At 34.0% G+C, this 25420-nt stretch carries 13 protein-coding genes and 7 pseudogenes; 14 read left to right on the plus strand and 6 right to left on the minus strand.

The window, feature by feature from the left end:
• The first annotated feature begins 28 nt into the window (after nt 1–28).
• Nucleotides 29–772: a DUF3298 and DUF4163 domain-containing protein gene (locus ACZZ95_RS03655; RefSeq protein WP_463468052.1), complete on the plus strand. Its 744-nt coding sequence runs from the start codon at nt 29–31 to the stop codon at nt 770–772.
• 118 nt (nt 773–890) lie between these two features.
• On the opposite strand, the gene ACZZ95_RS03660 is transcribed toward ACZZ95_RS03655, so the two are convergent.
• The 3 genes from ACZZ95_RS03660 to ACZZ95_RS03670 all read right to left on the minus strand — a co-directional run bounded on the left by ACZZ95_RS03660 (nt 891) and on the right by ACZZ95_RS03670 (nt 3993).
• The gene (locus tag ACZZ95_RS03660; RefSeq protein ID WP_463468053.1) at nt 891–2036 is read right to left on the minus strand and encodes a DUF5929 domain-containing protein; all 1146 of its coding nucleotides are present in this window, start codon (nt 2034–2036) and stop codon (nt 891–893) included.
• Between the two features lie 123 nt (nt 2037–2159).
• A complete protein-coding gene (locus tag ACZZ95_RS03665) occupies nt 2160–2918 on the minus strand; it encodes an SDR family NAD(P)-dependent oxidoreductase (protein ID WP_463468054.1) in 759 nt (252 codons plus the stop codon).
• A 199-nt stretch (nt 2919–3117) separates the two neighbouring features.
• The gene (locus ACZZ95_RS03670) at nt 3118–3993 is read right to left on the minus strand and encodes an aldo/keto reductase (RefSeq protein WP_463468055.1); all 876 of its coding nucleotides are present in this window, start codon (nt 3991–3993) and stop codon (nt 3118–3120) included.
• A 213-nt stretch (nt 3994–4206) separates the two neighbouring features.
• Here ACZZ95_RS03670 and ACZZ95_RS03675 point away from each other — a divergent pair.
• The 8 genes and pseudogenes from ACZZ95_RS03675 (at nt 4207) to ACZZ95_RS03710 (ending at nt 13890) form a co-directional block, all read left to right on the plus strand.
• A pseudogene (locus ACZZ95_RS03675) lies at nt 4207–5212 on the plus strand (AAA family ATPase).
• A 77-nt stretch (nt 5213–5289) separates the two neighbouring features.
• Nucleotides 5290–6153: pseudogene (locus tag ACZZ95_RS03680) on the plus strand (DUF58 domain-containing protein).
• Nucleotides 6154–6407: 254 nt separating this feature from the next.
• Nucleotides 6408–8044, plus strand: a pseudogene (locus tag ACZZ95_RS03685) (hypothetical protein).
• On the plus strand, nt 8044–9045 hold the full coding sequence (locus tag ACZZ95_RS03690) for a vWA domain-containing protein (RefSeq protein WP_463468056.1): 1002 nt from the start codon (nt 8044–8046) through the stop codon (nt 9043–9045). The pseudogene ACZZ95_RS03685 and the gene ACZZ95_RS03690 overlap by 1 nt, the downstream one beginning before the upstream one ends.
• 209 nt (nt 9046–9254) lie before the next feature.
• On the plus strand, nt 9255–10289 hold the full coding sequence (locus ACZZ95_RS03695) for a vWA domain-containing protein (protein WP_463468057.1): 1035 nt from the start codon (nt 9255–9257) through the stop codon (nt 10287–10289).
• A 130-nt stretch (nt 10290–10419) separates the two neighbouring features.
• Nucleotides 10420–11214, plus strand: coding sequence for a tetratricopeptide repeat protein (locus ACZZ95_RS03700; protein ID WP_463468058.1), 795 nt, complete (start codon nt 10420–10422; stop codon nt 11212–11214).
• Between the two features lie 111 nt (nt 11215–11325).
• Nucleotides 11326–13070: pseudogene (locus tag ACZZ95_RS03705) on the plus strand (BatD family protein).
• 73 nt (nt 13071–13143) lie between these two features.
• On the plus strand, nt 13144–13890 hold the full coding sequence (locus tag ACZZ95_RS03710; protein ID WP_463468059.1) for a tetratricopeptide repeat protein: 747 nt from the start codon (nt 13144–13146) through the stop codon (nt 13888–13890).
• A gap of 85 nt (nt 13891–13975) precedes the next feature.
• On the opposite strand, the pseudogene ACZZ95_RS03715 reads toward ACZZ95_RS03710, so the two are convergent.
• The 3 pseudogenes from ACZZ95_RS03715 to ACZZ95_RS03725 form a co-directional block, all read right to left on the minus strand.
• Nucleotides 13976–15380, minus strand: a pseudogene (locus tag ACZZ95_RS03715) (vWA domain-containing protein); the annotation flags it as partial.
• A 608-nt stretch (nt 15381–15988) separates the two neighbouring features.
• Nucleotides 15989–16562, minus strand: a pseudogene (locus tag ACZZ95_RS03720) (5-formyltetrahydrofolate cyclo-ligase).
• Nucleotides 16549–17532: pseudogene (locus ACZZ95_RS03725) on the minus strand (succinylglutamate desuccinylase/aspartoacylase family protein). The pseudogenes ACZZ95_RS03720 and ACZZ95_RS03725 overlap by 14 nt, the downstream one beginning before the upstream one ends.
• A gap of 136 nt (nt 17533–17668) precedes the next feature.
• On the opposite strand from ACZZ95_RS03725, the gene uvrC reads away from it, so the two are divergent.
• The 5 genes from uvrC (at nt 17669) to hppD (ending at nt 25264) form a co-directional block, all read left to right on the plus strand.
• A complete protein-coding gene (gene uvrC / locus ACZZ95_RS03730) occupies nt 17669–19471 on the plus strand; it encodes an excinuclease ABC subunit UvrC (RefSeq protein ID WP_463468060.1) in 1803 nt (600 codons plus the stop codon).
• Complete coding sequence (locus ACZZ95_RS03735) at nt 19468–19986, plus strand: XAC2610-related protein (RefSeq protein ID WP_463468061.1); 519 nt, start codon at nt 19468–19470, stop codon at nt 19984–19986. Before uvrC ends, ACZZ95_RS03735 begins: the two co-directional genes overlap by 4 nt.
• A 205-nt stretch (nt 19987–20191) precedes the next feature.
• On the plus strand, nt 20192–22405 hold the full coding sequence (locus tag ACZZ95_RS03740; RefSeq protein ID WP_463468062.1) for a patatin-like phospholipase family protein: 2214 nt from the start codon (nt 20192–20194) through the stop codon (nt 22403–22405).
• 318 nt (nt 22406–22723) lie between these two features.
• Nucleotides 22724–23881 (plus strand): homogentisate 1,2-dioxygenase, encoded by a 1158-nt coding sequence (locus ACZZ95_RS03745; protein WP_463468063.1) that lies wholly within the window; start codon nt 22724–22726, stop codon nt 23879–23881.
• Between the two features lie 222 nt (nt 23882–24103).
• The gene (hppD, locus tag ACZZ95_RS03750; protein ID WP_463468064.1) at nt 24104–25264 is read left to right on the plus strand and encodes a 4-hydroxyphenylpyruvate dioxygenase; all 1161 of its coding nucleotides are present in this window, start codon (nt 24104–24106) and stop codon (nt 25262–25264) included.
• Nucleotides 25265–25420: the final 156 nt, after the last annotated feature.

The following is a 25420-nucleotide window of genomic DNA, read 5'->3' on the forward strand; positions in this document are numbered from 1 at the left end:
CCTTTGTATATAATTAACACTTTTTGATATGAAAAATTACATATTTATAATCTTTTTGTGTTTGATTTTTACAAGTTGCAAAAAAGAGCTTTCATTTGAAAATGAAACATTTGAAGAAAAATCTACTATTCCGTGCAAAAATGAATGTCCGGAAATCACAATAGAAGTTCCAGTTGCCAAAAATATTAAAGTAATATCAGACAGCATCAACAAGAAAGTTTTCTCCGTAATAAAAGAGATTGTTTTTTTTGGCGAAGATTCAACAAAAGTCAATGACTACAAATCATTGTCTAAGTCATTTATTGTGTCTTATGACGAAATGCATGAGAAATTTCCAAACGATACTTTTGGCTGGGAAGCAAAAATAATTGGTAATGTCGAATTTCAATCGGAGCAGATTTTAAATCTCAAACTGGATCATTATACCTTTACAGGAGGCGCGCATGGTTATCAGGGTTATCGTTCTTTATTATTTAATCCGAAAACTGGAAAGGCTGTTTTCAATAACCAATTATTTAAAAACGAAAAAGATTTTAAGGCTTTCGCCGAAAAGACATTCCGAGCAAAATATAAAATCCCAGAGAACGCGAATATTAATGCAACAGGTTTGATGTTTGAAAATGATAAATTCCAACTGCCTCAAAATATTTTTTATACCTCTCAAGGTTTGCTTCTGTATTACAACTCATACGAAGCCGCTTCTTATGCAGACGGCCCAAAAGAACTTTTATTTCCTTATAGTGAAGTAAATAAATATTTGAATTTTCAATAAAAAAAGGGGTTTATACGCATTTTGCAACAGAATGTTTGCAGATATGCTGGATGTAGACGCACTGCTGTGCGTCTCTACAAAAACCTTTGTCGCTTTGAACCTCTGAACCTTTGTAACTTTACTGAACATCATACTTCATCTTACGCAAAATCCGCAATGCTTCTTTAAAAGAAGAATAAATATGTTTATAAGGTTTGAGAAGCAATTTTGCATCAATTAATTTTTGCCTGGCATCTTCAAATCCATTCAAATAACAAATCATGAAAGTCGAAGGCAGATTTTCTAAGTCTTTTAATTCACGCTCAGATAAAGTAATTTCTTTTTGAAGTTTCGCCAGCAAAGCCATATTGGCGTTATAAATATGGTACAACATTTTTCGATTAAATTCTGGCGATTGAAAAAGTATTTGTCGGTCTATTTTATAATAACCGTTATCAAAGAAATGAATAGTTTGTTCTTCGAGCGGATAATAACTTGTTTTATCATTCAAACCTAAAGGAACATATTCTGTAATGGTAAAAGTATCATCATTATATTCGATAGTAACAACATCTTGCGCAGAATAAAAAAGTTTAATTTGTTCGTTGATTAATTCAATGTCTACGCGAGAAAGGAAAGTTTTATCCCGCATTGTTTTTGGAACTCCTGCCCAGCAGATTACAAACAATTCTTTGAAAACAAAATATTTCGGAGACATATCTTTATGCCTGAAATTCATAAAATCTATAACGCCGTCTAAAGTATATTGTATACTGTTTCGAGAACTATTTTCTATGCCAATTACGGTTTCTGTATTCTGATAGCTTTTTTCGACTTCTTCGCTATTATCGAGCGGAATCGAATTACTGCCACGCCTTATAAAAACACTATTAGCAAGAATGGTATGAATTCCTTTTTTAAAATACGAAACTTTACTTTTCGGCTTTATAGTAACGAGACCAATTACTTTGTCTTTGGGAAGATTTGGAAAAGGGACATTTTCGTATTGAATTTTAGGCGGATTTTCTAAAAAAGCATTTACCAGATTCTGAATTCGGCTGTCATCAAAAAAATCATCGCCTACAATTTCATTATCCTGATCTTCTACTCCAACTACGATATAAGAATTATTATTAGGATTGGAATTGGATAACGCGCAAATGTGTTTTAAAAACTTACCTTTTCCTTCGCGGGAATGAAGATTCAACTGCCTTTTTTTATCATAAAAACTGCTTTCATCATTGTGAGCAAGTAAATTCTTTATCAAAAGGCGCTTATTGATCATAGTCTAGTTTTTTTGTCGCTAATTGCACTAATTTACATTAATTAAAAACTCGTAATCATTTTAATTGCATTCCATAACTTTAAAACGTAAAAAAGACGCACTACTGTGCGTCTTTATAATAATTTATAACATATTTTTCTTGACGATCGTCGAAGACGCCTGTGCCGTACTCATTACCATCAAATCTGCAATATTTACATGATACGGTCTTGAAACCACAAAATGAATAATATCAGCAATATCTTCTGCCTGAAGCGGATCAAATCCTTTGTAAACATTGGCGACTCTTTCGACATCTCCTTTAAAGCGAACTTCGCTGAATTCAGTCGCTACCATTCCAGGATGAATGCCTCCAACCCTGATTCCAAACGGATTTAAATCGATTCGCATTCCAGCGGTAATCGCATCAACGGCATGTTTTGTTCCGCAATACACATTTCCATTCGGATAAACTTCTTTTGCCGCAGTCGAACCAATATTAATAATATGCCCCGATTGTCTTTCAACCATCTGCGGAATTACAGCTTTTGAAACATATAAAAGTCCTTTTACATTAATATCAATCATCGCATCCCAATCGTCTACATCTCCCGTTTGAATAGGATCTAAACCATGAGCATTTCCAGCGTTATTAATTAAAACGTCTATTACTGCAAAATCTTTTGGTAAACCATTTATCTTTTGCAAAACATCTTCTTTATCACGAACATCAAAAGCTAAAGAATGTACTTCTGTAAAAGCCGAAAGTTCTTTTTCTAGTTCTTCTAAGCGATCTTTACGTCTGCCGCAGAGAATAATTTTATAGTTATTTTTCGCCATTATCTGCGCGGTCGCTTTTCCTATTCCGCTTGTGGCGCCAGTAATTAAAACTGTTTTTTTCATCTTTAGGTTATGTTTTGGTACGCGGATGACACGGATTTACTTCGTAAAGACACGGATAATTACGGATTTTTCTCTTACTAATTAAAAAAAATCTGTGCAAATCTGCGTTTTTACGAAGTAAATCCGCTTCATCTGCGTTCTATTTTTGCAAATTATAGTTTTAACTGAATACTAAAAACTGTAAACTGAACACTAAAAATTAAGGCACATCATCGCCCATACTTTCTGTCCAAATCGCAAACCAATCTTCTGTATCCATGTCCAATTCAATTGCTTTTGATAAAGATTGAATTCTAGCAACATTCACAGTACCTGCAATTGGAATTATTTTTGCAGGATGTTTTAAAATCCATGATAATAAAAGTGTGTCCGCACCTAAATGGTATTTCTCTAATAAAGTCGAAAATAATTTTTTCAAACGACGAGTTTGCTTTGTATCTTCTCTAAAAACAGTTCCAAGCGGATTCCATGATAACGGACGAATTCCGTGTGTCTGCATATAATCTAAGTCGCCATCTAACATTGGTTCAAAATGTGTAGCCGAAAATTGTACTTGATTATAACTTACCTCTGTTTTCTGGCGAATTAATTCAGTTTGTGAACTAGTGAAATTGGAAAGCCCAAAATCAATAATTTTTCCTTCGCCTTTTAATTTCTCAACAGCTTCTGCAATTTCATCTGCCTGCATTAACGGGCTTGGCCTATGTAACAAAAAAACATCTACATAATCTGTTTTTAATTTTTTCAAAGATTCTTCAACCGACTTAACAATATAGTCTTTCGAATAATTGTAATGTTTGATTTTGTTTTCAGGGCGTTTTTCAGCAATCATCTGAATACCGCATTTGGTAATTAATTGTAATTTTTCACGATCAATTTTACTAGCGTGAAATGCTTTTCCAAAATCGGCTTCGGTCGTATACGATCCGTAAATATCCGCGTGATCAAAAGTCGTAATTTTGTTTTCGATACTCACTTGTATCATGTTTTCCATTTCTTTAGTTGTAAGGTTTTTATCCCAAACTCCCCAATTCATAGTGCCTGAAATTATAGGCGATAAGACAGTTTTGCTCATAATAGTTATGCGTTATTTTTGGTAATAATTATGCTTTAATAAAACATAATCATCAAAGTTCTTAAAAATATAAAAATAGATTCACAATTAGTCCTTAAAATTAAGGCATTGGTCGAAGTTTTAACCATTCTTTAACATCTTACTTCTTAAAAAATATTCAATTTGCACTCTCAAAAAACAGGCGTACAAATCAAGGTTTTTAAAAATATTTATATGGAAGAAAATACAACGACTTTAGACATTAGAGCGATTAATGAAAAAATTGAAAGAGAAAGTGCTTTTATAGACCTTCTTACAATGGAAATGAACAAAGTTATTGTGGGCCAGAAACATATGGTCGAGCGTTTATTAATTGGACTGCTTGGACAAGGGCATATTTTACTGGAAGGAGTTCCAGGTCTTGCAAAAACTTTGGCTATAAATACATTATCTCAAGCGGTTCAAGGTTCTTTCAGCCGTATCCAGTTTACGCCGGATTTATTACCTGCTGACGTTGTCGGAACCATGATTTACAATATTAAAGCAAACGAATTCTCTATTAAAAAGGGACCAATTTTCGCCAATTTCGTACTTGCCGATGAGATTAACCGTGCGCCGGCAAAGGTTCAGTCAGCATTATTAGAGGCGATGCAGGAAAAACAAGTTACAATTGGTGACACTACTTTTAAATTAGATCGTCCGTTTTTAGTTTTGGCGACACAAAATCCAGTTGAGCAAGAAGGAACATACCAATTACCTGAAGCACAAGTGGACCGTTTCATGTTGAAAACAGTAATTGACTACCCAAAAATTGACGAAGAGCGTTTTGTAATTCGTCAAAACCTAAAAGGATCTTACGAAAAAGTAAATCCAGTAGTTTCTGTTGACCAGATTCTACGTGCGCAAGAAGCAGTTCGTGAAGTTTATATGGACGAAAAAATTGAAAAATACATCTTAGATATTATTTTCGCAACGCGTTACCCAGAAAAATATAAATTAGCCGATTTAAAACCGCTTATCAGTTTTGGAGCTTCTCCTCGTGGAAGTATCAATTTGGCTAATGCAAGCAAAATGTTATGCTTTTATCAAACGTCATGGTTACGTAATTCCAGAAGACGTTCGTGCAGTTGTGCATGATGTTTTACGTCACAGAGTTGGAATCACTTATGAAGCAGAAGCAGAAAATATTACTTCTGTAGACATTATCAACAAAATCGTAAACGAGATTGAGGTACCTTAAAAATAGTTTTCAGTTTTCAGTCACAGTAAACACATTACAATAACTGCGACTGAAAACTGCGACTGAAAACTAAAGAAATGGATACAAAAGAGCTTTTAAAAAAAGTACGGAAAATAGAAATCAAGACCAAAAGATTGAGCAATCATATCTTTTCGGGAGAATACCACTCTTCATTTAAAGGACGAGGAATGACGTTTAGCGAGGTGCGTCAATACCAATACGGAGATGATATTCGTAACATCGATTGGAATGTGACCGCACGCTACAATGAAGCTCACGTTAAAGTATTTGAAGAAGAACGCGAATTAACTATGGTTTTAATGGTTGATATTTCGGGTTCTGAATCTTTTGGTTCTAAAAATCAATTTAAAAAAGACATCGTAACCGAAATTGCTCGCAACGATGGCTTTTTCGGCTACACAGAATAATGACAAAATTGGTTTAATATTATTTTCTGATACAATAGAATTATATATTCCACCAAAAAAAGGACGCTCGCACGTACTTCGCATTATTCGTGAATTGATCGAATTTGAACCAAAAAGCCAGAAAACAGACATTGCACAAGCTTTGAAGTTTTTATCTGGAACCCAAAAAAGAAAGCCATTATTTTTATGATTTCCGATTTTATGTCTGATTCTTATGAGCATACTTTAAAAATTGCTTCTAAAAAACATGACATAACAGGTGTTCGAGTATATGATATCCGCGAAGAAAGAATTCCAAATTTAGGAATGGTGCCAATGCTGGATGCTGAAACTGGGAAAATACAATTGGTTGATACTGGTTCAAAAACAGTCCGCTTGAATTATGAGAAACATTATCAAGATAAAGTGAATTATTTTAAAGATACATTTCGTAAATCTGGAGCAGGAATTGTCAACACCAGAGTTGACGAAAATTATGTAACTAAACTGTTAGGCTATTTCAAATCGAGATAAGTATTTTTGATTGAAAGAATTAAGAGAAACTTTTTGTTTGTATTAAAATAATAGAGAAAGTAAATTTATCAACAGATTTAAATAATATTGAGAAAGCAAAAGAAGAAGCAAATCAATTAATTTCCATTTTTGTGTCCAGCATTAAAACATCAAAAAATAATTCATAAAAATTAAAGATTACAATTTTAGAAAACTATTGACAATCCTGGGGAAAATCAAAAATCGAAAATCGTTAATCTTCAATCATAAATCAAATGAAATTTAAACTTTATATATTTTTATTACTTTTTTCTACTATGATTTTTGCACAGCAGAAACAAGTAGAAACAAGTATTGATACCACCAAAAATAAAATTGGTGCTGAGTTCAAACTGACGCTTAAAACGGTTGTGACTTCAACATCAAAAGTTGAATTTCCAAAACTTAAAAATATTGGCCCTTTAGAAGTCATTCAATCTTATGCTGTTGATACAGTTAAGAAAGACGGAACTTATGAATTAATCAAAAAATATGGATTAACACAGTTTGATTCTGGTCGTTATACGATTCCGAGCATCAAAATTTTAATTGATAAAAAGCCTTTCTTTAGTGATTCTATTAAAGTAGAAGTAGCTAACGTAAAAGTCGATACTTTACAGCAGAAAATGTATGACATCAAAGATATTTCTTCGGTTGATGATGGAATAGGAAATTGGTGGATTTACGTTTTAATTGTTTTAGTAATTATCGGAATCGGGGCTTTTGTGTACTGGTACGTTAAAAAAACGCCAGCTGAAAAAAATCGAAGAAGAAGTTTATAAAACGCCTATCGAAAAAGCGACAAGTTTGTTAAACAACTTAGAGCAAAAAGAACTGGTTCAAAAAGGAGAAATTAAAGAATACTATAGTGAATTAACTGATATTGCTAGAAATTATATTGAAGAAGCCATTCATATTCCAGCAATGGAAAGTACTACTTCTGAGTTAATTCAAGCAATCAGAACAGCTTCTACCAAGAAAAAAATGACGCTGACTCCAGAAACGGTAGAAAATTTAGAACGTGTTTTACGTCAGGCCGATTTGGTAAAATTTGCTAAATCTAAGCCACTTGATTTTGAAATTACTGAGGATAGAAATAAAATCCAGAAGGTAATTTTAACACTCGACAATGCGATTCCAACAGAAGTACCAGAGGATATCGAAGATCAATTGTTGAACGAAGCACAAAAACAAAAACAAATTCAGGCACAGCTTCGTAAAAAACGTAATGCCCGAATTGGTTACGCAGTTGCAACTGTTGTGTTTTTATTAACGGCTACTACAACTTACTTTGTGGTTACAAAAGGCTTCACTTACGTGAAAGACAATTTAATTGGTCATCCTTCTAAAGAATTATTGGAAGGCGAATGGGTAAAAAGTGCTTACGGAAATCCAGCGGTTCTTATTGAAACTCCAAAGGTTTTAAAAAGAATGGATACTGAAAAAGTACTTCCAAAAGAAACGATGGCATTAATTAAAGAAATGCGACTTTTTGTATACGGAAGTATGATTGACAACTTCTATATCACCGTTTCTACTGCCAAATTTAAACAGCCAACTGATATAGATTTAGCAAAAGCTCTGGAAGGATCTTTAAAAGTAATGGAAGCTCAAGGAGCGCAAAATATTATTGTAAAACAAGAAGATTTTCAAACAAACGAAGGTATTCAGGGAGTTAAAGGTTACGGAACAATGTCTATCCTTAATCCAACAACTAAAACGAGTACAAAAGCATATTATGAATTGTTACTTTTCAAACAAGATCAAGGTTTGCAAGCAAATCATGATTTTACATGAAGAAGGCGATACCTATGCTAATGAAATCACAACCCGAGTATTAAATTCTGTTGAACTTCAAAGAGCAAACAACTAATGAGTAAGATCACTTTTTTAAATCCAGAATTTCTTTGGTTGTTTCTTTTAATTCCGATTGCTGTAATTTGGTTTTTATTGAAACGCAACCAACAGTCGGCTACCTTAAAAATGAGCTCGACCGCAGGTTTTCAAAACAGCGAATCTTTATTAATAAAATTAAGACCATGCTTATATGTTTTTAGAGCTTTAGCACTAAGCTCTTTAATTATTGCATTGGCGCGACCAAGAACGGTAGATATAAGCAATCAAACTAAGACAACGAAAGGAATTGATATCGTAATGGCAATTGACGTTTCTGGGTCTATGCTGGCAAAAGATTTAAAGCCAAACCGTATGGAAGCTTTGAAAAGAGTTGCAGGCGACTTCGTTGAAGAAAGGCCAAACGACAGAATCGGATTGGTTTTATATGCTTCTGAAGCGTATACCAAAACTCCAGTTACCAGTGATAAAGCAATTATACTTGAAGCTATTAAAGGCATTAAATATGATACTGTACTGCAAGACGGAACAGGAATTGGAATGGGATTGGCAACTGCAGTAAATCGTTTAAAAGACAGCAAAGCAAAAAGCCGTGTGATTATTTTACTTACCGATGGTGTTAACAATGCCGGATTTATCGAGCCGGAAACTGCCGCAGATATTGCAAAACAATACGGAATCAAAGTTTATACGATTGGTCTTGGAACAAACGGAATGGCAGAATCTCCATACGCATACGCACCAAACGGAGGTTTTTTATTCAAAATGCAAAAAGTTGAAATCGATGAAAGATTGATGAAAAGCATTGCCAAAAAAACAGATGGAACATATTTTAGAGCAACAAGTAACGATAGATTAGCTGAAATATACAAATCAATCAACAAATTAGAAACGACAGAAATTGAGGAATTAAAATTCTACGATTACGACGAAAAATACAGAGTTTTTGTTTTATTTGCCGGCTTTTTATTATTACTGGAAGTTGGTTTAAGAAATACGGTTTACAGAAGCTTTATTTAATTTTTTCAAAATTAAAAAATTCCAAATTTTTAAATTCCAAAATCCAAAACGGAATAGTAAAATTTAAAAAAAAAAATGGAATTTGGAATTTATCCCACAACAATTGGGATTGGAATTTAAAATTAAAAATATTGAAATTTAAAAATTAAGATTTCAGACAACACTAAAATTGGAATTTGGAATTTAGTTTTTGGAATTTAAAAAATTATATGGAATTAGACGAAAAAAAATATTTATACCTTTTATTCTTACTCCCAATTGTGGTGTGTGTTTTCCTTTTCAATATGTATTGGAAAAGAAGAAAACAACGCGAATTTGGTGATCTGGAAATGGTTAAAAGATTAAGCCCAGAGAAATCAGTTTTTAAACCTGTTTTAAAAATAGTGGTGATTCTTTTGGCGCTTACCTGCTTAATTATTGGTCTGGTTAATCCGAAGATCGGAACTAAAATGGAAACTGTAAAACGAGAAGGTATAGATATTGTTTTTGCAGTCGATGTTTCTAAAAGTATGCTTGCCGAAGACGTTGCACCAAGCCGTTTGGATAAGAGTAAACAATTGGTTTCTCAAATCATTAACCAATTAGGAAGTGACCGAATCGGAATTGTGGCATACGCAGGAAGTGCATTTCCCGTTTTACCAATAACATCAGACTACAGCGTTGCCAAAATGTTTCTGCAGAGTATGAGTCCAGATATGGTTTCGTCACAAGGAACATCTTTAGACGAAGCTATTCGATTATCTGCAACTTATTTTGATGAAAAAAGCAAAACCAGCAAATTACTAATTCTGATTTCTGATGGAGAAGATCATTCTGAAGGCGCAACTGCTGGCGCAGAAGAAGCTAATAAATTAGGAATGAAGATTATTACGGTTGGTGTTGGAACAGAGCGAGGCGGAACAATTCCATTAAAAGAAAATGGCGTAGTTCGAGGCTACCAAAAAGATCAAAACGGACAAACTGTAACAACCAAATTAAATCAGGAAGGTTTAAAAACAATTGCAAAAGCTACTAAAGGCGGTTACGTTTACGGCGGAAGCACCAAAGAAGTTTTAGAATATGTAAAAAATGCTTTGAACAACATCCAAAAAACGGAATTTGAAGCTACACAGATGGCCGAATTTCAATCGCAGTTTCAGTGGTTTATCGGATTTGCATTTTTACTACTGTTTCTGGATATTTTCTTATTAGAAAGAAAAACAAGCTGGATCAAAGAATTGGATTTATTTAACGAAAAGAAATAAAAAAAGTCAGCCACTAATTGCTCGAATTTACATGAAAAACAAATTGCTATTTTGTGAAATTCAAACAAAAAAACAAAACTAATTAGTGTCAATTAGTGAGATTCGTGGCAAACAAAAATAAAAAACAAGAATGAAAAATTTACTTCTTTATATTTTACTAACGGTTTCTTTTGCAGTTTCTGCTCAAGAGAAAGACAAATCATTGCCTGTCGCCAATGAAGAATATAAACAGAATAAATTTGTTGATGCTGAGGCAAACTATAGAATTTCGGAATCAAAATTTCCTAAAAAATCAACAGCGCCATATAATTTAGGAAACACCATTTACAGACAAAATCAAATTTCAGAAGCGAAGTTTGCTTACGCGAAAGCGATAAAAAACGCCAAAACCAGACCTGAAAAACACAAAGCGTATCATAATCTTGGGAATGTCTTTATGAAAGAGAAAGATTATACTCAGGCTGTAGAAGCTTACAAACAAGCATTACGCAATGATCCGACAGATGAAGAAACGCGTTACAACTATGCGTACGCAAAACAAAAGCTAAAAGAAAATCCGCCTAAAAACGATAAAAACAAAGACAAGAATAAAGATAAAGACAAGGATAAAAACAAAGATAAAGATAAGGACAAGGATAAAAATAAAGACAAAGACAAGGATAAGAAAGACGACAAAGGCGATAAGGACAAAGACAAAAAAGACGGTAAAAATGATCCGAAGAAAGACGATAAGTCCGACAACAAAGGAGAACCTAAACCGCGACCTGGAGGAATTTCAAAAGAACGTGTCCAGAATTTATTAGATGCGGTGAACAACGAAGAAAAGAAAATCCAAGATAAAGTAAACGCGCAGAAAGTAAAAGGCGACTCTAAGAAAACAGAAAAAAGACTGGTAGGCTTTTTGGGTCAATCGTTTAATCGTTAATTTGTGTAATTGATGCAATTATAGTCGATTAAACAAATTAATGATTAAAAATAAGACGATTAAACAGTTAAGTAAATAAACGATTAAACAGCAAACACGACTAAACAATTAATGAAAAGATATTTAATTCTATTTCTACTCACTTTTCAAGGACTTATGGCTCAAGTACAATTTGAAGCCAGAGTAAGCAAAAACACGCTTGGACTAAACGAAAGAGTTCGTATAGATTTCATCATGAATGTTGATGGGGATAACTTTGAACAGCCTGCTTTTGATGGTTTTAAACTTGTTGCCGGACCAAGTCAGCAAATCAGTCAGTCTTGGGTAAATGGACGAAGCTCTTTTCAAAAGATTTATTCTTATATCTTGCGACCTGAAAGAAAAGGTGCTCTTCTCATTAAACAAGCCGCGATAGAATATAACGGACAAGTTTATAAAACATCTCCAATTAAAGTTACGGTTACAAATGCTGTGGCTCAGGAAAGAGATCCTAATGACAGACCTCCTGGATCTGGAAATGAATTATTGAATTTGGTTGCTGAAATTTCTAAAACAAATCCGTACTTAAATGAACCTATTACGGTTGTTTATAAATTGTATTTCAATAACATTGGTGTAACTGGTTTTAAAGAATTGGCAAAACCAAAATACAATGACTTCTGGAATCAGAACATTGACATAAAACAATTAGCGATCGAAGAAGGAACTTATCAAGGTCAGAGATGTTATTTTGTTATTTTGAAGAAAGCTATTTTGTATCCTCAAAAAGCTGGAAAACTTACAATTGAACCCCTTTCACTAGATATTGGTGTGCAATTACCAACAAATCGTCGTGATATGTTTGGCCAGATGATTATTACTGAGGACAATAAAGTAGTTTCTGCAGGAGCTAAAACAATAAATGTAAGACCGCTTCCTGAAAGCACAAAACCAGAAGGATTTACGGGCGCTGTTGGAAGACTTAATTTTACTGTTACGCCTTCAAAAACAACACTTAAAAATGGCGAAAGTCTTGATTTAATTGTGAGTGCACAGGGAACTGGAAATATGAAGTTATTTACACTTCCAAAACCAGTTGTGCCAAATGCATTAGAAATGTACGATCCTGTTCACGACGAAAAAGTAACAACTTCGTTAACTGGAATGTCAGGAAGAATTACAGATAAATACACTATCATTCCACAGTACAAAGGAAAATATGCCATCAAACCAATGCAGTTTTCATATTTTGACCTGAGTACAGGTTCTTATAAAACTATAACTTCGAAAGAAATTATGGTTGATGTTTTAGACGGACCAACTCCTGCTGAAGCAAATACAGGAACCGCGACTAAAAATGTAGTTGCTCAAACAGATCAATTCAAAAATATTAAATCTAAAACAGCTTTAATTACTATTGCTAAAAACGATTTTTATGGATCTGATTTATATTTAGGTTTATTATTCGCTCCATTTATCATCATTCCACTTATTATCTTAGCTAAGAAGAAAAAAGAAGCTATGGATAGTGACGTTACTGGAAACAGAATTAGAATGAATAATAAACTGGCGAAGAAATATTTATCGCAGGCGAAAAAACATCTTAACAACAAAGAGCCTTTCTATATTGCCTTAGAAAAAGCGATGCATAATTTCTTAAAAGCCAAACTGCATATTGAAACCTCCGAAATGAGTAAAGACAATATTAGAGAGTCATGCTTTCGAGAAATGCAAATCCTGAAACGGTTCAGAATTTTATTGATTTGACAGAAAACTGCGAATTTGCACGTTATGCCCCAGCATCAAGCGCTTCGATTCAGCAGGATTACGATAAAGCGGTCTTGATTATTTCTGAATTAGAAAAACAGATTGTTTAAATTTAACTTTAAAACAAACCTAACAGTCCCGAAGCCTCGGGATTAAAACCTGTTAGGCTTTTTAAGAAATAAAATGAAAAATATACTATATCTCTTTTTATTCATATCGCAGGTTTTCTTTGCGCAAGGCCGTTTTGAAGCAGGAAATGCGTTATACCAAAAAGGACAATATAAAGAAGTCGCACAGGTGTACGAAAACATCATCAAAGAAGACAAATTACATTCGGCTGAATTGTATTTTAATCTTGGAAACTGTTATTATAAACTAAATCAAGTTGCGCCTTCGATTTATAATTATGAAAAAGCGCTGGTTTTAAAACCAAATGATCCTGAGACTTTAAACAATCTAAAGTTTGCTAAAAAGCTGACCATCGACGAAATTAAAGAAGTTCCTAAAGTAGGTTTTGCCAAACTGATTCAGAACTTCACTTCTATTTTTGATTATAATACTTGGGCAAAAATTGCTATTGCAATTGGATTTGTGTTTTTGCTGAGTTTTATTGGTTATTATTTTTCGACGGCAACGCTTTCAAAAAGAATCTATTTTGTCGGAATGTTTATCCTTTTGATTGCTTTGGGTTTAAGTATTTCTGCTGGGATGTCTGAAAAAAATCACTTTGACAACGATCGTGTCGCTATTGTTTTTTCTGAGTTAAGCCAAGTTAGAGGCGAACCTCAAAAATCTGCCAACGGTATTATTTTATTGCATGAAGGAGCAAAAGTTTATGTACTTGAAACTGTTGGAGGCTGGAAAAAAGTAGAATTAACAGATGGAACACAAGGCTGGATTGATTCGTCGACAATTAAGGAAGTGAAATAAAGTTTTAAAAAAACCGCAAATAAAAAAATCCCAAATTCCAATTATTGTTTTGGAATTTGGGATTTTTTTATTACTGGAATTTCAATTAATTTACCGCATCAACCAATCTGACAAATTCAGCTCTATAACCATCTTCATCGTTATATAAACCAGACTTTGCTAATTTTTTGATGTCTGAACTCGAACTGCTCGCTGATGTATTTTGAATCGCGCAATTTTAATCCAAACCACGAAACGGCCGTGGCAAATTTGAAATCAGGAGAACTATTCTGCAGATCTGTTTTTCTATCTGCTATTACATTTACAATTTCAAGACTTTTATCGCCATCAGGTTTTTTATATCTAAATTTCACTGTTGCCAATTCGTCGCTGTAATTCGCATCTGTTTTTTGGGTTTTAGTATATTTTAAATCCGACGGAACATAATTGCTTTCAACCCCTGCAGGAATAATTTCATACAAAGCTGTAACCGAATGTCCGCTTCCTAATTCGCCCGCATCAATTGCATCGTTTTTAAAATCTTCAGCATTTAGTTTACGGTTTTCATAACCAATCAATCGATACGCTTGAACGTGTTTTGGATTAAACTCAATTTGAATTTTCACATCTTTTGCAATCGCAAACATGGAACCTTTAAATTCTTTTCCCAAAAAACGATTTGCTTCTTGAATATTATCGATGTACGCGTAATTCCCATTTCCTTTATCAGCTAGAATTTCCATTTTAGAATCTTTGTAGTTGCCCATTCCGAAACCTAAAACTGTTAAGAATACACCAGATTTTCTTTTCTCTTCAATTAGTTTCATCATATCATCATCAGTCGAAGAGCCCACATTAAAGTCACCATCTGTAGCTATCACAATTCTATTATTTCCTTCTTTAATGAAATTTTGCTGTGCTAATTTATAAGCCAATTCGATTCCTTCACCTCCTGCCGTGCTTCCGCCCGCATGCAAATCATCAAAAGCATCCATAATTTCGTCTTTATTATCACCTGACGTTGGTTCTAAGACAACTCCCGCCGAACCCGCATAGACCACAATAGAAACTTTGTCGGTACTGCGAAGTTCATTTACTAGAATCTTCATCGATTCTTTTAGTAAAGGCAGTTTATTTGGCTCATCCATCGAACCCGAAACATCTACCAAGAAAACAAGATTAGTAGCCGGCAAATTTGCCATTGGAATGTTCTTTCCCTGCAAACCAATCTTTAGCAGTCGGCTGTTTGTATTCCACGGACAATCGCTGTATTCTGTATTAATCGCAAAAGGATGCTGGCCGTCAGGCTCTGGATATTTATATTTAAAGAAATTAATCATTTCCTCCACACGAACGGCATCTTTAGGAACTTTCTGTGCTTCGTTTATAAATCTTCGAATATTGGTGTAGGATGCATTATCAACATCTATAGAAAAAGTAGAAAGTGGTTCTTTAAGCGGAGATTCAAAAGGGTTTTCTTCCAGTCCGGCATAACTTTCCGAGTTTGGTTCAATGTACATTTCCTCTTGAACTGCATCTGTGACAGTCGCAGAGAGAATCAACTGTTTCATAATTTTGGTCTGGTGCATACGCTTTCTTACAGCTGAAAATAGTAAGTACAAGGAATGCCATCATAAAGAAATTAAGATTTCTCATAAAGTAGTTTTTTAAAAATTAGTAATAGATTTTTGCTTTCAAATAAGAACTAGCATTCCGGATGTACTAGAGTTGATTATTTGCAATTTCCGAGCATTCAAATTCGATGCCAAGAATTTTACAAATGTTTTTCTTACGTGAAAATAAAATTAGAAACCTTGATTTTAAAGGCATTCAGCGGGGAAATATTTTTTTGTTTTTTTCTGCAAACAGTTTGAATGTGGAGATGCACTGCAGTGCATCTAACATCCAGCATATCCACAAACGTTTATACATTCCTTCAAATTAATATGTTTAACGCATTCACCATGTCAACATACGTTGCGTAGACGCACTGCTGTGCGTCTCTACAGTATTGCAATTTAAAAAAAACTATTAAATGTTTTTAATGAAGATTTATTATAACAGATTAAATGGATTAATCTTTTGAATCTTTTTAATCCTTTTAATCTGTGGATTAATTTTATTTAAATTGATAAATTTTATCAGGCGTAACGCAAAAATCTAATTTTATATCAGATTCAAAAACATCATCAATCTGGTTAACGGCTTCAAAAAACGAAAGACCTATTTTGATGGTTTCGGGTTTACATTCGGCAAGGAATTTATCGTAAAAACCTTTTCCGTAACCAATTCGGTTTCCGAAAACATCAAAAGCCAAAAGCGGCACAAAAACTACTTCGACTTTAGAAGAAGGCACTTCAATTCCATCAACAGGTTCTGGAATATTGTATTCGTTTTTTTTGATTTTGGTATTATCAGTTAATAAAAAATGTGTCATTTTTCTGGTGTCAAAATCACTTTTAGAAATTAGGATTTCTTTGTCTTTTCCAGAAAGTAAGTGCAGGATAAATTCGGTATTCACTTCTTTATGTTCTTCAATGGGAAGAAAAACATGATAATAAATTTTATCCCAAATTGGCATCTGAATCAATTGGTTTGCAATTACCAGGCTTTTTTTCTTCTATTTCATCAAAAGAAAGTGCTTTGCGGCAATTTTTATATTCAATTCGAAGTTCTTTTTTACTCGTCGGCATTTTCAGGATTACTTTTAGATAAATGATAAATTGCGTCGCCTTCGTACACAATGGGCGAATGATTGGCGTTGATCACAAAACCATCATGAGGTGCTTTTACTTTTTGTTCAAATTTACCAAACGGATCTGTAATAATGGCCAAGATAGTTCCTTTGGTTACAAATCTTCCGACTAAATTAAAATCGTGCAAAGCAAACCCGAACACTTCGCGCGAAGCCAAACCGAATTTTTGATATAAATAGAAGGTTCCATCGCTGGCTCAACCAATTGTTTTGGATCAAGCATATTCAAATAATGCAGTAAACGTTTTGTACCCAAAACACCTTCATTTGCAATTTCGTTATTAATATCCAATGATTTTCCGCCTTCAAAGAGAAGCATTTTGACATTGGCTTTTTCAGAAGTATTTCTAAAAGACCCATTTATATTTTTAGAATATAAAGTAAATGGCGCATTAAAAACATCTGCCAAAATTTTCAAATCGGGATTGTTTTCGGTAATTCTAATTTGAGGCGCGTTGAAACGGCTTGCGCCACCGGCATGAAAATCGACTGCATAATCTAAAATCGGTAAAATTTCTTCAACAATATGATAGGCAAATCGGCTGGCGAGCGAGCCTTTTTTTGCTTCCGGGAAAAACGCGGTTTAGGTCACGACCGTCTGGAAACTCGCGCGATTTGTTCACAAAACCATACATATTAATTACCGGAATGCAGATTATAGTGCCTCGAGTAGGCCTGTTAATTTTTTTGCTGATAAGCTGGCGGACAACTTCTACACCGTTTATTTCGTCACCGTGAATTCCTGCCGAAAACAAAACCGTTGGACCTTCAAGCTTGGAACGGCGTACAATAACAGGGATATTCAGTTTTGTCGTAGTATGTAATCGAGCAATTTCGACGTTTATGGTTCTATGTTCTCCCGGCAGAATCGATTCGCCAAAAATAACCAATGGAGTACTATTTTTCATCTGGAATTATAAAATCTAAATATAGAAATTATTCTTTTGATTTCGTAAATTTGAAACTAATTCAATGTTAAGCTTTATTTAGAAATCGGAATGGTTTTTGAAAAGCTTCTCGAACATCTCCAGAAACAACAATAGAATGCAAAAACCGACCTTAGATCTTCAAATTTTAACTTTGCCAGACAATCCGGGTGTTTATCAGTATTACGATAAAGACGGAAAAATCTTGTATGTCGGAAAAGCCAAAAATTTAAAAAAAAGGGTTTCCTCCTATTTTAATAAAGTTCACGATACCAAGAAAACAAATGTTTTAGTTCGAAAAATTGTAACGATAAAACACATTGTTGTTCCTACAGAAACCGATGCGCTTTTATTAGAAAACAATTTAATTAAAACGCTACAGCCTCGTTATAATGTACTGCTTCGCGATGATAAAACCTATCCATGGATCTGCATCAAAAAAGAGCCTTTCTCGAGAATATTTTTAACACGACGAATGGTTAAGGACGGATCTGAATATTACGGCCCGTACACCAATTTCAAAATGGTGTATACAATTCTGGATTTAATCAAAGAATTGTACCCGCTTCGAACCTGTAATTACGATTTAAGCAAATCAAACATCGATTCTGGCAAATTTAAAGTTTGTCTGGAATATCATATTGGCAATTGCAAAGGGCCGTGCGAAGGTTTAGAACCCCTCGAGGAATACCAAAGACAAGTCAATGCCATTCGCGAAATCTTAAAAGGAAATTTTAAAGAAAGTTTAAAGGATTTCAAGAAATTAATGAATACTTATGCGCAGAATTTACAATTTGAAGAAGCGCAGAAAATCAAAGAAAAAATTGAAGTTTTAGAGAATTATCAATCGAAATCTACGATCATCAATCCGAAAATTACCAATATTGATGTTTTCTCGATTGTTTCCGATGAAAGTGCGACTTACGTTAACTTCCTGCAGATTTCTCACGGTTCGATTATTCGTTCGCATACTTTAGACATTAAGAAAAAACTGGACGAAAGCGACGAAGAACTACTAGAACTGGCGATTGTAGAACTTCGCGAACGTTTCAATTTATTATCAAAAGAAATCATTGTTCCGTTTGAAATGGATTTGGGCGAAAACATTAAAACAATCGTTCCGCGACTTGGAGATAAAAAACAGATTTTAGATTTATCGATTCGAAATGCCAAATTCTACCGCATTGAACAATTGAAACAATTACAAATTGTAGATCCAGATCGTCACGTAAAAAGAATTATGGCACAGATGCAGAAAGATTTGCGTCTTCCTGTTGAGCCTCGCCATATCGAATGTTTTGACAACTCGAATATTCAGGGAACAAATCCCGTTGCGGCCTGCGTAGTTTTTAAAGATGGAAAACCAAGTAAAAAAGATTACAGACATTTTAACGTAAAAACCGTTGAAGGTCCAGACGATTTTGCTTCGATGACCGAAATTGTATACCGACGCTACAAAAGATTATTGGATGAAAACCAGCCTTTACCGCAATTAATAATTATTGACGGAGGAAAAGGACAATTGTCATCGGCATTAAAAAGTATTGACGAATTGGGTTTACGTGGTAAAATTGCCATTATCGGAATTGCAAAACGTCTCGAAGAACTTTTTTATCCCGGCGATTCGATTCCGTTATATCTCGATAAAAAATCCGAAACTTTAAAAGTGATTCAGCAGTTGCGAAACGAAGCGCACCGTTTTGGTATTACTTTTCACCGAGACAAACGAAGCAAAGCGACGCTCAATTCGTCTGTAGAAAGCATTCCCGGCATTGGCGAAAAAACAATGCTTACGTTAATCCAGCATTTTAAAAGTGTTAAGAGATTGAAATTAGCATCAGAAACTGAAATAGTCGCCGTTATTGGATTATCGAGAGCCAAAAAAATTGTCAATTTCTATCATCCAAAAGAAAACTTATGATCTTGAAAATGCATCTTTTACCTATTTGTTTGTTCTTCGTTTTTTCTATTTCAAATAGTCAAAATACGATTTCTTTTTCGCAGAAAGACAACAGCAGATTTGAGGTAAAACACATTAATAATTTTGAAAGTTTAGAAGTAAAAAATACCCAAACGGGAAAAATTCAAATCATAAACAATATCGAAGCTTCTATAACCGGCAAAGATTCGCATTTAGAAATAAACGATTACAACTTTGATGGTTATACCGATTTTGCTTCTTTCCATACCGATGACGGAATGGGAGTTTACACGATTTATCAGATTTTTGTTTTTAATCCAAAAACCAAACAATTTGACCCGTTAAAATTCCCCACAAATTACAACCCGAAATGCGATATGTTTTGCGATGTAAAAGTGGACAAAACTAAAAAAACACTAAGCTCAAGTCGCAGAGGCGGTGCGAGAACACATACCGATATTTGGAAATACAATCACAACAAAAAATTAGTACTTTCAAAATCAGAATCATATTAAGATAATCGATTAAAAGCCAAAAAAAATGCCGACTTTTACAAAAACAACTAGTTATTTTTTATGCGCCTAAACCAGCTGTCCATTACAAACACTCGGTCAAAAGGATTTTTTTCCAATCCCAAAAAAAGGAGCTTCTTGGGTCGCTCTTTTTTGGCAGGAAAAAATAACCTTTTGCCTCTCGCGGTTTTCCATTTCCATCTGGGGCGTGGCATCGGTACTTTTTACACTTTTATTACTTTTCCCAGAAAAATCATTTTCACAAGAAACTAAAAAAGACAGTGGGAAAAGACCAAAAATTGGTTTGGTTTTAAGCGGTGGCGGCGCCAAAGGTTTTGCACACATTGGTGTTTTAAAAGTTCTCGAAGAAGCCGGAATCAAAATTGATTTTATCGGCGGAACCAGTATGGGATCTGTAATTGGCGGACTTTACGCGTCTGGCTACAACGCTTCTCAAATTGATTCTATTTTCAAAAAAACCAATTTCGACGAACTTATAAACGATTATATTCCGCGTTCGTCAAAAAACTTTTACGGCAAAAAAAATGACGAATTATATGCAATCATTTTACCGTTTAGTAATTTTAGAGTCGGCATTCCAGAAGCACTTTCAAAAGGAATGTACAACTACAATCTTTTGAGCAGTTTAACTAGAAACGTGCGTCATGTTCGGGATTTCAATAAACTGCCAACTCCATTTCTTTGCATCGGAACCAATATTGAAACGGGTGAAGAAGTTTTACTTAATAAAGGAAATCTTGTTCAGGCTATGATGGCGAGTGTCGCTTTTCCTTCCCTATTTACTCCTGTAGAAATAGATGGAAATTTATTGGTCGACGGAGGCGTTGTAAACAATTATCCGATACAAGAAGTTCGAAATCTTGGCGCAGATATTATTATTGGCGTTGACGTTCAGGACGATTTAATGAAAAGAAAAAGTCTAAAAAATGCTACTCGTATTTTGGTTCAAATCACCAATCTGCAGTCCATCGACAAAATGAAAAACAAAATAAAAGACACTGATGTTTATATAAAACCAGACATTCGTGATTATGGCGTAATTTCATTTGATAAAGGCGAAGAGATAATTAGAAAAGGTGAAGAAGTCGCTTTTGCTGTTTATGAAAAAATTAAAACATTAACAGATGAAACTACTTTTTACAAAAAGCCAAAATTAAAAGTTGCTACAGACACACTTGAAATTCAGAAAATAAACACCGACAAATTAGACAATTATACTAAAGAATATATTCGTGGTAAACTACGTTTTAAACCAGGAAGTACGATTACATATAGCGATCTAAAAACCGGAATTAATAACCTGAATGCTACGCAAAACTTTAGTACGATTTCCTACTGCCTGCGACCAGACGGCGAAAAAGATGATTTAGATTTAGTTTTAAAAGAAAACCCAACACAAACATTTTTGAAACTGGGACTTCATTACGACGGACTTTATAAAAGTGGTATTTTATTAAATCTTACTCATAAAAAAACGTTTTTAAAAAATGATGTCACTTCGCTGGACATTATTCTTGGCGATAATTTCAGATATGATTTTAACTATTATGTAGAAAATGGTTTTAATATCAGTTTTGGTTTCCGTTCTAGATTAAATCAATTCAATCGAAATGTAACCACAAGTTTGAGCAATATCGTTTATGATAATCCAACTGTTAATTTAATTAATGTTGATTTTATGGATATCAATAACCAAGCATATTTTCAAACCATTTTTGTACAGAAGTTCTTAATGGGCGGTGGTTTAGAATATAAATATCTAAAGATAAATTCGCCCACACTTTCTAACGAAGACAATATAATTGACAAGAGTAATTATTTTAGTGCATTTGCTTATTTAAAATATGACTCTTTTGATGATAAATATTATCCGAGTTCAGGATTGTACTTCTCTACAGACTTACAAACCTATCTGGCATCTTCAGATTATACGAATACTTTCAAACCATTTTCGATGGCAAAAGCTGAAATCTCTTTTGTAAATACATTATTTTCAAAAGCCACTTTTAAAATTGATGCCGATGCAGGTTTTACTTTTGGAAACAGCAGTGTTCCGTTTTTTGACTATATATTAGGAGGTTACGGTTACAGCAAAATAAATAATTTCAATTATTTCTATGGCTATGACTTTTTAAGTATTGCGGGAAACAGTTATATCAAAACAGGAATTACACTGGATTACGAAATAATCCGAAAAAATCATATTAACCTTTCGGCCAACTTTGCCAATTTAGGAAATGACATTTTTAATGGTGTCGATTGGATCTCAATGCCAAAATACACAGGTTATGCCGTAGGTTACGGATTGGAAACTATAATAGGCCCAATTGAAATAAAACAATCGTGGTCTCCAGAAATGTCAAAAAGCTTTACTTGGTTTAGTATCGGATTTTTGTTTTAGGCTTTTATCAAAGAATAATTCAATAAAATCGTACTATTTTTTTGCTATGTAAAAATTATATCAAAAAAATTAAAATATCTTATAGTTATAATTAATATAATTTTTAATTTTACTCGGAAAAAATTACGACATTTGTTATAATGAAAACAAAATGGACAGGTTTATTAGAGTATCTTCAATTCCTCATCAAGAGAAATCCTGAGTAAGCTATCGAATTGAGATAATTTTAATCATTCAATAAAGAAATGATTAAATTATCTGTTCACACAATTCAAATTTTCGAATTATCTAATTTACAAATTATCTAATTGAAAAGCCATGCCATTATATCACAAACTCGGAGACTTTCCGCAAAAGCGACACACCCAATTTGAAAAACCTAACGGAGGTTTTTACTACGAACAATTGTTTGGAACCGAAGGTTTTCACGGACATTCGTCGTTGTCTTATCACGTACACAGACCTACGCAGGTAAAAGAAATTTTAAACTCTTATTCGGTTGAGCCTAAAATTGCAATCGGAAAAAATATAAAATCATTATTATTTAAAGGTTTTGAATTAAAACCTGAAAACGACTTTTTGGACAGCCGAAAAGCAATGCTGGTCAATAAAGACTGCATCATTGGTTTGGCCGCTCCAAAAGAATCGCTTCGAAACTATTTCTATAAAAATGCCGATGCCGATGAAATGCTTTTCATCCATAAAGGAAAAGGAAAGTTAAGAACCATGTTAGGAAATATTCCATTTGAATATGGTGATTATTTGATTATTCCTCGTGGTATTATTTACCAAATTGAATTCGAGACCGAAGAAAACCGACTTTTTTATGTCGAATCGTATTCTCCTTTTTACACTCCTAAACGTTATAAAAACCAATCGGGACAGCATTTAGAACATTCTCCATTTTGCGAGCGTGACTTTATTTTGCCAAACGAACTGGAAACACATGACGAAAAAGGCGATTTTTTAATTAAAATCAAAAAAGAAGGCATGATTCACGAAGTGGTTTACGCCACACATCCTTTTGACGTTGTCGGTTGGGATGGTTATAATTTTTCATACGGATTTTCAATTCATAATTTTGAACCTATAACGGGACGTGTTCACCAACCGCCTCCGGTACATCAAACATTTGAAACGGCAACTTTTGTCGTTTGTTCTTTCTGCCCAAGACTTTACGATTATCATCCGAAAGCAATTCCGGCGCCGTACAATCACAGCAATATAGATTCTGACGAAGTACTGTATTATGTAGATGGCGATTTTATGAGTCGTAATAATATTGAGCAGGGTCATATCACTTTACATCCAAAAGGAATTCCGCACGGTCCCGCACCGGGCGCCATGGAACGTAGTATCGGTCATAAAGAAACTCAGGAATTAGCCGTTATGGTTGATACGTTCCGTCCATTAATGGTTACGGAAGAAGCTATGGGTCTTGATGATGGGAAATATTACAAATCCTGGACAGAGTAACTAATCGAATTTAACCGCAAAGTTCGCAAAGGATTTTTCGCAAAGTTCACAAAGTTTTCAATGAAGTTTTATCAAACCAAGTTCACAAAGTTTTGCGTTCTTAGCAATTTTACAAAACCTTATTGATAAAAAATCTTTGCGCTCTTTGCGGTAAAAAAAAATTTAAACACAACATTTCGGAAAAATCAATTAAACGATTAACCGATTAAACAAATAAACATCATGTCAAAAGAAGTAAAATCAGTAGAATACGGATTAGAAAAAATATTTGAAGGAGCACAAGATTTCCTTCCATTATTAGGAACAGATTATGTAGAGTTTTATGTAGGCAATGCAAAACAATCTGCACATTATTACAAAACTGCTTTTGGTTACCAATCATTGGCTTATGCCGGATTAGAAACTGGAGTAAAAGACAAAGCTTCCTATGTTTTGAAACAAGATAAAATCAGAATTGTTTTGACAACACCTTTAACGGCAGATTCTCCAATAAACGATCACTTGAAAAAACATGGCGATGGTGTAAAAGTGGCGACACTTTGGGTTGAAGATGCTACAAAATCTTACGAAGAAACGATCAAACGCAGCGCACGTTCTTTCATGGAACCAACTGTTGAAGAAGATGAATTTGGACAGGTTGTTCGTTCTGGAATTTACACTTACGGAGAAACTGTTCATATTTTTGTAGAAAGAAAAAATTACAATGGTATTTTCCTGCCAGGATATAAAGAATGGAAATCTGATTATAATCCAGAACCAACGGGATTGAAATATATTGACCACATGGTTGGAAATGTGGGTTGGAACGAAATGAATACTTGGGTGAAATTTTACGAAGACGTAATGGGATTTGTGAATTTCTTATCTTTTGATGACAAACAAATTACCACAGAATATTCTGCATTGATGAGTAAAGTAATGTCAAACGGAAATGGAAGAATTAAATTCCCCATCAACGAACCGGCAGAAGGAAAGAAAAAATCGCAGATTGAAGAATATTTAGATTTCTACGGCGGACCTGGAATTCAGCACATCGCCATTGCAACTGATGATATTATTACAACAGTATCGCAGTTAAGAGCACGCGGTGTTGAATTTTTATCGGCTCCTCCGCATACTTACTACCAAGCAATTCCAGAAAGATTAGGTGTTCATATGGACATGATGAAAGAAGATATTAACGAAATTGAGAAATTGGCGATCATGGTCGATGCTGACGAAGATGGTTATTTATTGCAGATTTTTACGAAGCCGGTTCAAGACAGACCGACACTTTTCTTCGAAATTATTCAAAGAATGGGTGCAAAAGGGTTCGGCGCAGGGAACTTTAAAGCCCTTTTCGAGTCAATTGAAAGAGAGCAAGAATTGAGAGGAACACTATAAAATGTTAATTTTTATATCGAAAACAGCACAATTCTCTAAAAAACGATGCTTTTTTTGCAAATGATATGTTAAACTTGACTTTGGCTATTTGTTTTTTGAACTTTCTATCTATCTTTGCACTCGCAAATCAGGAAGGGGTGGTTTCCTTCCGAATTG

Source organism: Flavobacterium sp. AC267 (genome assembly GCF_979258715.1).

Coding starts and splice junctions, on each gene's coding strand:
- ACZZ95_RS03655 (WP_463468052.1), top strand. CDS start 29: ATGAAAAATTACATATTTATAATCTTTTTGTGTTTGATTTTTACAAGT.
- ACZZ95_RS03660 (WP_463468053.1), bottom strand. CDS start 2,036: ATGATCAATAAGCGCCTTTTGATAAAGAATTTACTTGCTCACAATGAT.
- ACZZ95_RS03665 (WP_463468054.1), bottom strand. CDS start 2,918: ATGAAAAAAACAGTTTTAATTACTGGCGCCACAAGCGGAATAGGAAAA.
- ACZZ95_RS03670 (WP_463468055.1), bottom strand. CDS start 3,993: ATGAGCAAAACTGTCTTATCGCCTATAATTTCAGGCACTATGAATTGG.
- ACZZ95_RS03690 (WP_463468056.1), top strand. CDS start 8,044: ATGAGTAAGATCACTTTTTTAAATCCAGAATTTCTTTGGTTGTTTCTT.
- ACZZ95_RS03695 (WP_463468057.1), top strand. CDS start 9,255: ATGGAATTAGACGAAAAAAAATATTTATACCTTTTATTCTTACTCCCA.
- ACZZ95_RS03700 (WP_463468058.1), top strand. CDS start 10,420: ATGAAAAATTTACTTCTTTATATTTTACTAACGGTTTCTTTTGCAGTT.
- ACZZ95_RS03710 (WP_463468059.1), top strand. CDS start 13,144: ATGAAAAATATACTATATCTCTTTTTATTCATATCGCAGGTTTTCTTT.
- uvrC (WP_463468060.1), top strand. CDS start 17,669: ATGCAAAAACCGACCTTAGATCTTCAAATTTTAACTTTGCCAGACAAT.
- ACZZ95_RS03735 (WP_463468061.1), top strand. CDS start 19,468: ATGATCTTGAAAATGCATCTTTTACCTATTTGTTTGTTCTTCGTTTTT.
- ACZZ95_RS03745 (WP_463468063.1), top strand. CDS start 22,724: ATGCCATTATATCACAAACTCGGAGACTTTCCGCAAAAGCGACACACC.
- hppD (WP_463468064.1), top strand. CDS start 24,104: ATGTCAAAAGAAGTAAAATCAGTAGAATACGGATTAGAAAAAATATTT.